This window comes from Halomonas sp. CSM-2 (genome assembly GCF_002119345.1).
GTDB classification, from domain to species: domain Bacteria; phylum Pseudomonadota; class Gammaproteobacteria; order Pseudomonadales; family Halomonadaceae; genus Vreelandella; species Vreelandella janggokensis.
In genome coordinates this window covers 29,744-42,610 of sequence record NZ_NBYR01000013.1, presented here as the reverse complement: position 1 = coordinate 42,610, position 12,867 = coordinate 29,744, and the positions used below count along the sequence as shown (strand labels likewise).

At 58.1% G+C, this 12,867-nt stretch carries 13 protein-coding genes; 2 read left to right on the top strand and 11 right to left on the bottom strand.

The genetic code is table 11. The annotated features are described in order from the left end of the window. Positions 1 to 33 precede the first annotated feature (33 nt). Genes B7L15_RS12380 through B7L15_RS12345 form a run of 8 tightly spaced genes read right to left on the bottom strand, consistent with a single transcriptional unit; the run spans position 34 to position 8,087 of the window. On the bottom strand, positions 34 to 993 hold the full coding sequence (locus B7L15_RS12380) for a septal ring lytic transglycosylase RlpA family protein (protein WP_085919274.1): 960 nt from the start codon (positions 991 to 993) through the stop codon (positions 34 to 36). Beyond that, a complete protein-coding gene (gene mltB / locus B7L15_RS12375; RefSeq protein WP_085919273.1) occupies positions 990 to 2,048 on the bottom strand; it encodes a lytic murein transglycosylase B in 1,059 nt (352 codons plus the stop codon). The genes B7L15_RS12380 and mltB overlap by 4 nt, the downstream gene beginning before the upstream one ends. Before the next feature lie 47 nt (positions 2,049 to 2,095). Continuing rightward, a complete protein-coding gene (gene rodA / locus B7L15_RS12370; protein ID WP_085919272.1) occupies positions 2,096 to 3,253 on the bottom strand; it encodes a rod shape-determining protein RodA in 1,158 nt (385 codons plus the stop codon). Between the two features lie 2 nt (positions 3,254 to 3,255). Next, a complete protein-coding gene (gene mrdA, locus B7L15_RS12365) occupies positions 3,256 to 5,163 on the bottom strand; it encodes a penicillin-binding protein 2 (protein WP_085919271.1) in 1,908 nt (635 codons plus the stop codon). A 54-nt stretch (positions 5,164 to 5,217) separates the two neighbouring features. Then, positions 5,218 to 5,685, bottom strand: a complete 468-nt coding sequence (gene rlmH, locus B7L15_RS12360) for a 23S rRNA (pseudouridine(1915)-N(3))-methyltransferase RlmH (RefSeq protein WP_085919270.1) — start codon at positions 5,683 to 5,685, stop codon at positions 5,218 to 5,220. Beyond that, complete coding sequence (gene rsfS / locus B7L15_RS12355) at positions 5,682 to 6,062, bottom strand: ribosome silencing factor (protein WP_085919269.1); 381 nt, start codon at positions 6,060 to 6,062, stop codon at positions 5,682 to 5,684. The genes rlmH and rsfS overlap by 4 nt, the downstream gene beginning before the upstream one ends. 55 nt (positions 6,063 to 6,117) lie before the next feature. Continuing rightward, a complete protein-coding gene (gene nadD, locus B7L15_RS12350) occupies positions 6,118 to 6,783 on the bottom strand; it encodes a nicotinate-nucleotide adenylyltransferase (protein WP_085919268.1) in 666 nt (221 codons plus the stop codon). Beyond that, entirely contained in the window at positions 6,780 to 8,087 is a 1,308-nt protein-coding gene (locus B7L15_RS12345) for a glutamate-5-semialdehyde dehydrogenase (RefSeq protein ID WP_085919267.1), read from the bottom strand. The genes nadD and B7L15_RS12345 overlap by 4 nt, the downstream gene beginning before the upstream one ends. 192 nt (positions 8,088 to 8,279) lie before the next feature. On the opposite strand from B7L15_RS12345, the gene B7L15_RS12340 reads away from it, so the two are divergent. Together B7L15_RS12340 and B7L15_RS12335 are read left to right on the top strand one after the other, a co-directional pair. Further along, a complete protein-coding gene (locus tag B7L15_RS12340) occupies positions 8,280 to 9,134 on the top strand; it encodes a hypothetical protein (RefSeq protein WP_085919266.1) in 855 nt (284 codons plus the stop codon). Then, a complete protein-coding gene (locus B7L15_RS12335) occupies positions 9,131 to 10,063 on the top strand; it encodes a diguanylate cyclase domain-containing protein (RefSeq protein WP_085919265.1) in 933 nt (310 codons plus the stop codon). The genes B7L15_RS12340 and B7L15_RS12335 overlap by 4 nt, the downstream gene beginning before the upstream one ends. A 28-nt stretch (positions 10,064 to 10,091) precedes the next feature. Here B7L15_RS12335 and B7L15_RS12330 read toward each other — a convergent pair whose 3' ends face one another. From B7L15_RS12330 to mpl, 3 genes are read right to left on the bottom strand one after another with little or no spacing between them, the layout of a single operon-like run. After that, positions 10,092 to 10,715 (bottom strand): LysE family translocator, encoded by a 624-nt coding sequence (locus tag B7L15_RS12330; protein WP_176243685.1) that lies wholly within the window; start codon positions 10,713 to 10,715, stop codon positions 10,092 to 10,094. 3 nt (positions 10,716 to 10,718) lie between these two features. Beyond that, positions 10,719 to 11,378: a flavin prenyltransferase UbiX gene (locus B7L15_RS12325; RefSeq protein ID WP_085919264.1), complete on the bottom strand. Its 660-nt coding sequence runs from the start codon at positions 11,376 to 11,378 to the stop codon at positions 10,719 to 10,721. Further along, positions 11,378 to 12,763 (bottom strand): UDP-N-acetylmuramate:L-alanyl-gamma-D-glutamyl-meso-diaminopimelate ligase, encoded by a 1,386-nt coding sequence (gene mpl, locus B7L15_RS12320; protein ID WP_085919263.1) that lies wholly within the window; start codon positions 12,761 to 12,763, stop codon positions 11,378 to 11,380. Before mpl ends, B7L15_RS12325 begins: the two co-directional genes overlap by 1 nt. Positions 12,764 to 12,867 lie beyond the last annotated feature (104 nt).

Below are 12,867 nucleotides of genomic sequence, written 5' to 3'. Positions count from 1 at the left end.
TCAGTAGCGCGCGTCTAAAATATCGATTAACAATTATCGCACGATAAACACATCGGTAAAGCCCGCATCGTGTAACGCTTTGCGAGCGTCACTCTCTTGATCAGCAGCGACCGGCCCCACCTGAACGCGATAAATGTCGTCGTCCTGGTTCACACGCACATCGTGAGAAATGGTATTGCTCAATTCTGAACGCATTTTCTGAGCGTTTTGGGAATCGCCTAACGCGGCTATTTGTAAATAGACGACCCCACCACTTGGCTCGCTCGGCGGATTATCTCTGTTGCGCTCGGGCGTTACCGGTGCACTTGCCGTTGCCGTGTCGGGCACAGGCGTTGACCGAGACGTGTTACGCGAACGCTGCGCCTGCCACTGTTCGGGATTTATCGCCTCGACCGTCACCGCGCCAGTCCCTTCATCCAGAATACCCAGCCTGGCAGCTGCCGCGTAGGAAAGATCAATTTCGCGGTCACTGTGGAAAGGACCACGGTCATTGACCCTGACAATCACCGACTGTCCGTTACGTTCACTGGTCACACGTGCATAGGTGGGCAGCGGGAGCGAACGATGCGCCGCCGACATTTTGTACATGTCATAGATTTCACCGTTCGACGTTGCGTAGCCGTGAAACTTTTCGCCGTACCAGGAGGCCAGCCCCTGCTTGGTGTACCCGTCGGCATCGGGCAAGACATGATAGGTCTTACCCCAAACCTCGTAGGTTGATCGGTTGCCTGCCCGTGAAAGCGGTTCATCGCGGGGCACTGCATCCGGCACGCTGGAGACATCCGGCGGCTCGAGCGGATAGGCATCCCCGCTCATGGCGTAACGCCCGCCGGCAGTATCACGATCATTGCTCGGCTCGGCACTTGCTCCTGTGCGATTTTGCGCTGACTGGCTTGAGCCACTCATCGGCTCGTGACTTGCACAGCCGCTGACAACCACCAGAATCAAGGCAGCACAACCTAATTGCTGCCAGACGTTAACGTAATACTTCATGCGTCATCCTCACCCTGGAGACTTTTTACGCCCACCGCTTGCGCCTCAGCGGAGATGGCTTCTGCCAACTCGGCAACGGCCATGGCATAAAGATGGCTGTGATTGTAGCGGGTAATTACGTAAAAATTGTGATCACCGAGCCGATACGTCAGTTGACCATCGCTCAGAGTAAGCACCAGCGGCGTGACCGAGGCGCTTTCATCCAGCGCCACATCCGGCGTGATACCTGCGCGTTGCAAGGCCTCCAACGACGTATCGGGGGGTGTTATCTGGTTGACGGACAGATCAGAGGGCATCGTTTCAGGCCCCTCCGCCGGGTAATAGACCGCACGCCCTTCCTGCCAGCCGTGCTCCGCAAAATAATTGGCAACGCTGCCAATCGCGTCAACCGGGTTGTTCCAAAGATCGCGCTGCCCGTCATCATCGAAGTCAACGGCATAGGCTTGATAGCTTGTCGGAATAAACTGGGGGTAGCCCATTGCCCCGGCATAGGAGCCCTTTAGGGCCGAAGGGTCAACTTGCTGCTCGTACGCAATCTGCAGAAAGGCCTCTAGCTCACGACTAAAAAAACTCCCCCGCGTGGGATGCTCAAAGGCCAACGTCGCCAAGGAATCCAGTACCGGATGGCTACCCCGGTAGCGACCATAGTAGGTCTCGACGCCGATAATCGCGGTAATGATGTCGCGGGGAACACCGTAAACGTCTTCCGCTTTGGCAAACGCATCCTGATGGGCCTGCTGAAACTCGACGCCTTCTTCAATACGCTGCTGGGTCATGAAAATATCGCGGTATTCGTGCCATTCAAGATGACGCTCGGCGGCCCCCGCCATGGCATCCAGCACCGACTGACGCAGTCTGGCCTGACGCAACTGTCGGTTTAACCAGTCGCTCGGCAATCCTTCGTCCTCAAGACTTTTCACCAATGCACGCGCGCCTTCATGGTGCTCAGGGTCGAAATTCTGGGCACCGTCATCCTCCGCCATTAGAGGAAACGCCAGGCCGCCGACCATAACCCCCAAAACGCCGACAACCGCCATCCGTTTGGCTCTATTCATTCACTCACTGCTCCTGTGGGCTGCGCTGTGATTTTCTATCGCTACCGCTAGCGTGGAAGAAGCCGACGATGCGCGTGAATCGACATGAGAATACCGAAACCCACCAGCAAGGTCACGCTTGAGGTGCCGCCGTAGCTGACCAGCGGCAACGGCACCCCAACGACCGGCAATATTCCACTCACCATACCGATATTGACAAATACATAGATAAAAAACGTCAGAATGATGCTGCCGGCGACTAGACGGCCAAAGGTATTCTGCGACTCGCTAGCCAACCACAGCCCGCGACTCACAATGAGCAGGTACAGAAAAATCAGTACCACCATACCGATAAGCCCAACTTCTTCGCCCAGCACCGCAACGATAAAGTCAGTATGACGCTCAGGCAGAAACTCCAACTGTGATTGCGTTCCCTCAAGCCACCCCTTACCAAAAACACCGCCGCTACCAATGGCGGTCGTTGACTGGATGATATTCCAGCCTGAGCCGAGCGGATCCGTCTCCGGATTCAGAAACGTCAGTATGCGCTGGCGCTGATAGTTATGCAGGTTCATCCACAGCAAGGGAAAGCCTGAAATCAATAGCACAGACACCAATCCGATCAGTCGCCACGACAAACCGGCCAGCAACACGACGATGATCGCCGCACTGGCAACCAACAGTGACGTGCCCAAATCGGGCTGGGCGGCAATCAATGCGACCGGAAGACCAATAATGAATGCGCAGACCACAATATCTTTCAGCTTGGGGGGCAGTTCACAGCGGTAGAGATAGGCCGCGACCATCATGGGAACGGCCAGCTTCATCATTTCCGAGGGCTGAAAGCGGATGACACCTGGGATTTCCAGCCAGCGTTGAGCGCCCATGCCAAAATCACCGACCAGTTCTACAGCTACCAGCATCAGCACGCCGACCCCGTAGGCTACGGGTGCCCAGCGCATGAAAAAGATCGGTGAAAACTGGGCCACCACCACCATTGCCACCAGCGCGACACCAAAGCGAATAGCTTGGGCAATGACCACGTTCATGCTCTGGCCAGAGGCGCTATAGATCACCAGCAGGCCACTGCTCATCAGGATCAGAAGGAGGCCCAGTAGCCAGGGGTCAAGATGAATGCGCTCCCAGATACTGCGACGCTTGGGGATACCACCGCTGGGACGCACCGGATGGCCGCGTAGTGATCGGGTTATGGCCTGCCATGGCATGATCAGTTGCCCTCCACGTTGCTGGTATCGGTTTCCAGGGTCTCGCGCACCTCGTCGACTTCGGGGGCATCGTCGTCCAGCAACCATTCATCGGTCATCGCCCTGGCAAGATGGGCGGCGTGGGTACTCCCGCCACCAGCATTTTCAACGATGACCGAAACGGCAATTTGCGGGTCTTCGATAGGCGCAAAGGCAATGAACAGCGCATGGTCACGCAGGCGCTCTTCGAGCTCGTCGGCATCGTAGCGCTGGTCCTGGCCCAGCGAAAACACTTGTGCCGTGCCCGATTTGCCCCCCATGCGATACTCAAGACCCACACCAGTACGCCGCGCGGTCCCTTCTCTGCCGCTCACCACCTTTTCCATGCCGCTGAACACACTGTCCCACCAGTCGTCTTGTGCCAGGTTGATATCCTCCGGGGTATCGGGCAGGTCCCGTTCCAGCGGCTTATCACCAATTTTTCGCGCCATACGAGGCTTCACCCAATCACCACGGTTGGCCAATGTGGCCGTGACGGTGGCCAACTGCAGCGGTGTAACCTGCCAGTACCCCTGACCGATGCCCACGGATAGTGTCTCACCTGGATACCAGGGCTGGTTAAAACGTTCGCGCTTCCATTCACGCGATGGCATCAAGCCTGAGCTCTGGCTCTGGACATCATGCGCAACACGCTGACCAAAACCGAAGTTGGTCATTTGCTCATGGAGACTATCAATGCCCATTTCGTGTGCCAGCGAGTAATAAAAGGTATTGTTGGACACCGCCAGCGCGCGTTCCAGATCCACGCGACCGTGCCCCCAACGCAGCCAGTTTCGATAACGCCTTGAATCATTGGGCAATTGATAATAGCCGGGGTCGTTGATGGTGGTATCGGGCGTGATCGCTCCATCGACAAGTCCGCCAAGCGCCAGGAAAGGCTTGATCGTCGAGCCGGGCGGATAGTGACCACGAGTTGCCCGGTTGAACAACGGCAAGTTAAGATTTTCCTGGAGTGCTTGATACGAGGCCCTGTCGATACCGGTGACAAACTGATTACTGTCAAAACCGGGCGTCGAGACCATGGCAAGTATCTCGCCACTGTCTGGCTCGATGGCGACGATGGAACCCCGGCGGCCATCCATCAACTCGTAGGCGAGCATCTGCAGCGACGAATCAAGGGTCAACGTCAAATCCTTGCCGGGCACTGGGTCGGTGCGTCCAAGCTCACGCAGCACACGCCCCCGCGCGTTGGTTTCAACCCTTCGCAAGCCTGCCTGGCCGTGCAGTTCATCCTCGTAAAACCGCTCGATACCCGTCTTGCCGATAAAGTGCGTTCCGGCATAGCGGGTCGCATCCAGGTTAGCCAACTCTTCGGCGTTGATGCGTCCGACATAACCCAGCGCATGCGCCATCACCTCAGCATTGGGGTAATAACGCAGTAATTGAGCCTCGACCTCCACTCCGGGTAACTGATGACGATTAACGGCTAACCGGGCAATCTGCTCCTCACTGAGGTCGCTCGCCAGAAGAACGGGCTGAAATGGGCGCTGCCATTGCTGGGAGCGCTCATAGAAGGTGCTGATTTCTTCACCTTTGAGTTCAAGAAGCTCGACCAGAAGCTCCAGGGTTTCATCGACGTCTTCCGATCGCTCGCGCACCAGTGTCAGGTTGTAGGTGGGCCGGTTTTCCGCCAGTAGCACCCCGTTGCGGTCGTATATCAACCCACGGTTAGGCGGCAAGGGTTCAACGCGAACACGATTTTTTTCAGAGCGTGTGCTGTAAACATCATGCTGAGCAACCTGCAGATAAGCCAGACGTCCAACCAGCAGGCTCGTCAAGGCCACCACAACCACAAAGGCCAGTAAGGCTCTGGCACGAAAAATCCGAAGTTCTTGCTCGGTGTTCTTAAGCTTGTCGGAGCGCGGTGGCATAGCGATGACTAACTCTCATTCAATCGATGAAGGGCATCCAGCTGTCTGAATAACTCAACGATGGTAGGGATGCCCCACCAGCAGCGTCCAGGCACGATAAAGCTGCTCGGCGAGCATGATACGCACCAATGGATGAGGTAAGGTAAGTGGCGATAACGACCAGCGCTGCTGAGCCATCGCCGACACAGCAGGATCAAGCCCGTCCGGGCCGCCAACCAGCAGCACCACGTCCTGACCTTGCAGTCGCCAGCCATCGGCCTGCCGGGCGAGCTGCTCGGTGGTCCAGGCCTTGCCATCAACCTCCAGCGCGACCACATGCTCGTTGCCACGTAGCTTGCTGCGAATGCGCTCCGCCTCTTGTTCCCGAGCCCGGGCTATATCCGCATTTTTACCACGCTGGCCCAGCGCCACCTCTTCGATATCCAGGCTGAAATCTTTCGGCAGGCGCTTGCGGTAGGTTTCTACGCCCTCTTCCACCCAGGCGGGCATTTTACTGCCCACCGCCAACAGGCGGATTTTCATGACATGCTGGCCGGCTCGTCACTTAGAGAAAGCTCACGCCGCCCGGTGTCGCTGGGCAAATCGGCCCATAAACGTTCCAGGTCATACAGGGCGCGTGCTTCAGGCAGCATGATGTGAACAATCACGTCGCTCAGATCGACAAGCACCCAGTCGGCGTTGTCACCCCCCTCGACACCCCGCGGGGATAGCCCGGCAGCTTTGGCTTTTTCAACCACGTTCTGGGCCAGGGCAGCAACATGGCGGGTTGACGTACCGCTGGCAATCAACATGATATCGGCAACGTCGGTCAGCCCAGTGACGTCCAACTGAGCGATGTCTCGAGCCTTCAATTCTTCCAGCGCATCAAGCGCTACGCTCTTCAATGTATCGATGTGCATATCTCCTAACGATAACCCCATGTAATGCGCTTTTTGAAGCGGGCCATTGTAACGACTAATAAGCGGACTGCCAGCGCTGATACAGCCCTTCGCGTAAAATGGTACTTTCCACCGCCTCGGGGACCAGAAAACGTACGCTTTTGCCCTGCCCCAGCCACTGGCGAATGTGGGTTGCTGAAATGGCCATCGTGGAAGGCAAGGTGACACGTAATACCTGCCCGTGAGGCGAGGCCATTAAACGGGACACGCTATCGACTTCACGCTCGTCCAGCAGTTCCATAAGAGGCCTCGACGGTGCATCGGCATGGCCTGGTCGGGCGATCACCACCAGGTGGGCAAACGCAAACAGCTGCTCAGGCTTGTGCCATTGGTCAAGCCGCAAAAACGCGTCCCAGCCTATGGCCATGACCAGTCGCGCCTGTTCACCGTACTCATGGCGAAGCGAACGCAGCGTATCCACGCTATAGGAAGGACCATCACGCTCAAGCTCACGCCCATCGGCCTTGAGACCTGGCGTATCACCAATGGCCGTTTGTAACAGTTCAAGGCGCTGTTGCGGCGATACCTGAGGCGTATCGCGCAAGGGCGGCTGCGGTGCGGGTATCATGTGGACTGTGTCCAGCCCTAGCGCATCACGCAACTCCACCGCGCTGCGCAAATGACCATTATGCACCGGATCAAAGGTGCCGCCGAGCATGGCGATACGTGCCGGCCGGGTCATTCGCGAACCTGGCCACTACCCATGACCACGTACTTCTGAGTGGTCAAGCCTTCAAGCCCAACCGGCCCTCGGGCATGCAACTTATCCGTGGAGATGCCGATTTCAGCCCCCAGGCCATATTCGAACCCATCGGCGAAACGAGTCGAGGCGTTAACGACCACCGAGCTTGAGTCCACTTCGGCCATAAAACGGCGGGCTAGCGAGTAGTCTTCAGTCACGATGGCGTCGGTGTGATGCGAACCATAGCGTTCAATATGGGCGATCGCCTCATCAATGTCGTCGACCACCTTGATTGCGAGTATCGGCGCCAGATATTCGGCACTCCAGTCATCGTCGCTTGCCGGAAGCGCCTGAGGAAGCAGCGCCTGGGTTTGCTCGCAGCCACGCAATTCGACCTCATGCTCGGCATATTGACGGGCGAGTTCGGGCAGCAGGAGGTCGGCAATCGCCGCATCCACCAGCAGCGTTTCCATGGTATTGCAGGTGCCATAGCGGTGAGTCTTGGCATTGATCGCAATCGACAGCGCCTTGGCCGGATCGGCCAGACTGTGGATATAGACATGACAGACACCGTCAAGGTGCTTGATGACCGGCACCTTCGCTTCGCGGGAAATACGCTCGATAAGCGACTTGCCACCGCGGGGAATGATCACGTCGATATAATCAGGCATGGTAATCATTGCCCCGACCGCTGCGCGGTCACTCGTGGCCACCACCTGAACACTACCGGCTGGCAGCCCTGCATCGCCAAGCCCTTCCTGGATACAGCGGCTAATGGCTGCATTGGACGCACGCGCCTCGGAGCCACCCCGCAGCACACAGGCATTACCCGCTTTAAGACATAAACTCGCGGCTTCAAGGGTCACGTTAGGACGCGACTCGTAGATGATGCCGATCACGCCCAGGGGAACGCGCATTTTTCCCACCTGAATACCGCTGGGGCGATAGCGCATGTCACTGATCTCACCCACCGGGTCGGGCAGTGCGGCCACCTGGCTCAACCCCTCGATCATGGCGTCGATACGCGCATCGCTGAGGGCCAGACGATCCAGCAACGCCGCATCAAGGCCGTTTTCCTGCCCTCTTGACAGGTCTTCGCTGTTGGCCGCCAGCACATCCTCACGGGCCGCATCCAGGCGGGCGGCCATGGCATACAGCGCTCGGTTTTTCTGGCCCGAATCAGCGCGACGCAGCTCACTCGCCGCCTGACGAGCGGCTTTGCCAAGTGATTGCATGTAGGCCGCGACATCGCCAGCCTCAAGGGATAGCTTTGCATCGGCGTCGAACGATGTTGAAACGCTCATGCGATCTCCATAAATTTCTCGGTGGGCATAAGCCACTCGGTCATATTTAGCCTGTAAGTTAAGCGGCGTGCTAAGCTATTTTAGCGCTATACTAAGGGCTTATTTAACACTTCTCGCCACCTTTCTAATGACGATTTTACGCATATCACGCTCACCATCACGCATCTGTCCAAGGGTTGATAGTAAGCCACCATGCAAAATAAATACAAAATACGTCTATTAAGAGCCAACCTGCTGGCGGCGGCCGTAGCGCTTGCCCTATGGACACCCTCCGCACCGCCGTCGGCAGCGTTGGTGCTATGGCTTTCAGTAGGCTGGCTATTTATTACCGCCCTTTTACTGGACTTCAGCCACCGCTACCCGCGTGGCCGTCCGTGGCAGCTGCTGCCCGGGGCGCTTCTACTCGGGCTGATTGCCGCCGCTCCGGAACGCCACGGTCTGTTGATCTGGGCCTGGGCGGCCTTGTTCATGTTACCGCAAATGAGCTGGGTAGCCGCGTTCAACATAAGCGCTGCCCTGCTCAGCAGTGTGCTGGTGGCCCCGCAGTTATCGACACCCGCCTGGCTATTGATGGTTATTTCACTGGCGATCCTGTGCGTTCTGGCATTGGCCCGTGCACAACAGCTGATCGACATGAACGGAGCGATTCGCCAACGGTTGCGACTCGTTCCAGGCTTGAACCTGTGGGCTGGCGAGCAGTTGGTGAGGGACATCCAGCGGGAACAGACGCGTTGCGCGCGGGAAGGCATTTATGGCGAACTAATAGTCCTGCATGTAAAGCGCCATCAACTGTGGCCAACAGCCAAAAAACTCTGCGAACTTACCCACGACTTCGAGAATGTGTATCGTCTCGATGGCACGACCCTGGCAACGTTAATGCTGTCTCGCTCGGCACTCGAAGCGCATGAGCGTTACCAGTCATTAATCAACGCGTTACCCGACAACACTATCGCCAACCCAATCGAGTTAATGGATGTGCCCCCTACCCCCTCAACGCTTCAAACGCTGACCCGACGAGAGGCAGGCGAATTGCGAGGCCAGCCATGACTCAGCATCATTTCCCTCGGCAACTGGTGACGCTGGCGTATATAGCCAGTATCGCCTTGATGGGCAGCTATACTGTTTGGCTTTATGCCATGGGCGAATATCGCGACCTCGTCATGCCCAGCTTCATGATCCTGCTCCTGCTGGCCGCCTTTCTGCTCCATCTGGGCCAGGACATGCGCGCTCACCTGCCGAGGCTGGTGCTGCTTTTTTGCACCTATACAAGCGTCATTGCCGCGCTTTATTACCAACCCGAAACCCCACTGATCTGGATCGGTTTGCCGATGACCGCCGCTTTCCTGCTGCTTCCCCTGCTGAGCGCGGTCTTATTGCATATGGTATTAATTCCACTGTGGTGGTTGATGCCTGCGCTAGCCCAAGCATCGCCTACCCTGGTGATGGGTTACGTGGCGCTGGCGCTTTTGCTTGCACTACCACGCTGGGAGCATGCAAGACGTCGCGCACTGCTGCGAGCCACCGATCCCAATGACAGCGAGTGCGACGCCTACCATATCGACACACTGAAGGAACGTTTGCACAGTGAATACCAGCGGGCCGATATGCTCAACCAGCGCTTGGCAGTGCTGGTCATCCACTTACCTCAACGTGACATGGCGGAAGAGCAGTTCGGCGCCCGCGCCGCCCAGGCATTGCTCGGCGCCTTGTGCACCGAGGTATATAGCTGCTGCCGCGACCACGACCTGCTGGGGCGTGCCGACAATGCAACCTTTTGGCTGGTATTGCCCGACACCAGCGAAAGCGGAGCACTACTGGTCCGGGACCGGCTTCAGCGCGCGCTTTCAAGGCGTGTATTGGTCGAAACCGGACAGTGCGAGGCGCGCATCGCCGCGTGCCTGCCCTGCCCCAAAGAAGATTTTGAACACTATCTGCAACGCCTGGAAAACCGGGGCAACGCACTGGCGACCCCCTGACAGACAACCAGACCGTATCGACTTGGCCTTATCCCAGCGCCAGCCACACCCCCACACCAATCATCAACGTCCCGGCAATACGGTTCAACAGGCGAACATTGCCGCTTTTACCCAGCACACGACGCAGGGTTTTTCCGCCGGTGGCATAGACCAGCATACTGGCAAACTCGATGGTCAATATGACGGCGATCAACGTAATCAGTTGCTGGCCGAGAGGTCGGCTGCTATCCAGGAAAGGCGGCAGCAGCACCATGAAAAACGCCCATCCTTTGGGGTTGGCGACGGCCGTTAAAAATCCCTGGAGTGCCAATTGCCACCGCCCTGCCGGTGGGCCAGCTTCAAGCTCATTGGGGATCGCCATACGCCCTCTCGAGCGCCACATCATGATGCCGATATAGGCCAGGTACGCACCGCCTACCCATTTGAACGCCATAAAAAGCGCTGGCTGGCGCAGCATCAGTGCTGCCACACCTGCGCCCGCCGCCGCGGCTACCAGCCCGACCCCGATTAATTCGCCGACCATCATCCAGAGGGCGCGCTTGACGCCCTGGGTCATACCCAGAACCATCGCCAGCGTCATGCACATACCCGGCGTTAACGACACCAGCAAAAAAGTCGGCACAAATACCGAGAGCGTGGCCCACGACATCATTGGCTATCCATCCTTGGTTGTTGAAGCAGTCGATTGTTTTTCCCCCCAGCGCGGCATCAATTGGTGATCGATGCCCAACTGATTGAGAATGCGCGCCACAATAAAATCGATCAAATCATCAATGGATTGAGGACGATGGTAGAAACCGGGCGCTGCAGGCAGGATGACCACGCCAAGCCGACTCAGGGCCAGCATATGCTCGAGATGAATCGGGGAAAACGGGCTCTCCCGCGGCACCATCACCAGCGTGCGTCGCTCCTTCACAGCCACGTCAGCCGCGCGCTCGATCAGGTTGTTGCTGGCACCGGTGGCCACGGCCGACAGCGTGCCCGTCGAGCACGGACAGATCACCATGGCAGAAGGCGCGCCCGACCCTGACGCCACAGGCGCCATCCAGTCTTCACGACCAAAACAGCGAACTTGCCCGTCAGCCGCGCCGCTGCGCTCGCTCAGCGCCGCGGCAAGCCTTTCTGGCTGTGCGGGCAGGGTAATCTCGGTTTCGGTGGCGATCACCATATGGGCGGCCTTGGAGATCATCACCCAGACTTCATGGTTGGCGGCCACCAGCACCTCAATCAGCCGAAGCCCGTACTGTGCCCCCGAGGCACCGGTCAGCGCGACGGTGACCGGTGGTTTGAAAGTCGCTGTCATCGGGTTTGCCATTACGCCTCCTTCCTGGCGGCTAATGCGCTTATCAAGCGCTCGTGAACGCCCTCAAAGCTGCCGTTCGACATCACCACAATACGATCCTGAGGTGATGCCTGGGTGACGACGGCGCTCACCAGCACGTCAATATCATCGTAAAGCGTCGAATGCGCCTGAGCGTCTACTAGCGCCTCCATCGACCAGGCCACACTGGGCGGCTGAAACCAGAAAATCGCATCGGCTTCCGCTACGCTTTCCATCAGGCGTTCACGCATTGCCCCCAATCGCATGGTATTGGAACGCGGCTCGATAACCGCCAGCAGGCGCCCCTTCGGGGTTGCCGCCCTGAGGCCCTGCAGCGTCGCCGCAATGGCGGTGGGGTGATGGGCAAAATCATCGATGACCTGAATACCACTGACCTCCCCGCGCACCTCCTGACGACGGCGTGGGGTTTCAAAGCGCGCCAGGGCTGCGCAGCCTCGCGCCAGGTCGACGCCACACTGCCAGGCAGCGGCCAATGCGGCCAAGGCATTGCGTGCATTGTGTTCGCCGGTCAAGGCCCACTCCACCACGCCATCTTCTTCAATCGTACTTTCAGGATCGCGGTAGATGACCTGGAAACGGCTTGCATCGGCGCGCTCGCTGCGCAACTGCCAAGCGCTATCCGGGTGGTCGCCCACATAGTCAACGGGCGTCCAAACGCCCTGCTCCAGCACCCGCTCAAGCGCTGGCTGCCCATCGGCAACCAAGAGACGCCCCTGGCTGGGCACGGTTCGCACCAGATGATGGAATTGACGCTCGATGGCGGCCAGGTCTGGAAAAATATCCGCGTGGTCGTATTCCAGGTTATGCAGTACCGCAATATCAGGGCGATAGTGAACAAACTTGGATCGCTTATCGAAAAACGCCGTGTCGTACTCGTCGGCCTCCACCACGAAAGGCGCATCCAGTGCCCCCAGCCGGGCCGAGACGTTAAAGTTGCGTGGCAGGCCACCAATCAGAAACCCCGGCGATAGCCCTGCACTTTCCAGTAACCAGGCTAACAGGCTGGCGGTGGTGGTTTTACCATGTGTGCCCGCCACGGCGATTACCCGCCGCCCCGGCAACACGTGCTCTGCCAGCCACTGGGCGCCGGACGTATACGGGAGGCCGCTGTTCAGCAAGGCTTCGACTTCCTCATTGCCCCGGGAAAGCGCATTGCCTACCACCACCATGTCGGGGGCTGGCTGCAGGTGCGCGGCCCGGTAGCCTTCCATCAGGCTGATTCCCGCTTCTTCCAGCTGGGTGCTCATCGGCGGATAGACATTGGCGTCAGAACCACTCACCTGATGACCCAACTCCCGGGCGAGCAGCGCCAAACTGCCCATAAAAGTGCCGCAAATTCCGATAATATGCAGATGCATCGCTACGCCTCTAAACAACCCCTAAACAGCCCGCAAGCCTAGCACGCCCAGCCTTTGGGCTCACCTGTCTTGAGCGGTGGCCATACCACAAGGGAACCATCCTC

Coding starts and splice junctions, on each gene's coding strand:
- B7L15_RS12380 (WP_085919274.1), bottom strand. CDS start 993: ATGAAGTATTACGTTAACGTCTGGCAGCAATTAGGTTGTGCTGCCTTG.
- mltB (WP_085919273.1), bottom strand. CDS start 2,048: ATGAATAGAGCCAAACGGATGGCGGTTGTCGGCGTTTTGGGGGTTATG.
- rodA (WP_085919272.1), bottom strand. CDS start 3,253: ATGCCATGGCAGGCCATAACCCGATCACTACGCGGCCATCCGGTGCGT.
- mrdA (WP_085919271.1), bottom strand. CDS start 5,163: ATGCCACCGCGCTCCGACAAGCTTAAGAACACCGAGCAAGAACTTCGG.
- rlmH (WP_085919270.1), bottom strand. CDS start 5,685: ATGAAAATCCGCCTGTTGGCGGTGGGCAGTAAAATGCCCGCCTGGGTG.
- rsfS (WP_085919269.1), bottom strand. CDS start 6,062: ATGCACATCGATACATTGAAGAGCGTAGCGCTTGATGCGCTGGAAGAA.
- nadD (WP_085919268.1), bottom strand. CDS start 6,783: ATGACCCGGCCGGCACGTATCGCCATGCTCGGCGGCACCTTTGATCCG.
- B7L15_RS12345 (WP_085919267.1), bottom strand. CDS start 8,087: ATGAGCGTTTCAACATCGTTCGACGCCGATGCAAAGCTATCCCTTGAG.
- B7L15_RS12340 (WP_085919266.1), top strand. CDS start 8,280: ATGCAAAATAAATACAAAATACGTCTATTAAGAGCCAACCTGCTGGCG.
- B7L15_RS12335 (WP_085919265.1), top strand. CDS start 9,131: ATGACTCAGCATCATTTCCCTCGGCAACTGGTGACGCTGGCGTATATA.
- B7L15_RS12330 (WP_176243685.1), bottom strand. CDS start 10,715: ATGATGTCGTGGGCCACGCTCTCGGTATTTGTGCCGACTTTTTTGCTG.
- B7L15_RS12325 (WP_085919264.1), bottom strand. CDS start 11,378: ATGGCAAACCCGATGACAGCGACTTTCAAACCACCGGTCACCGTCGCG.
- mpl (WP_085919263.1), bottom strand. CDS start 12,763: ATGCATCTGCATATTATCGGAATTTGCGGCACTTTTATGGGCAGTTTG.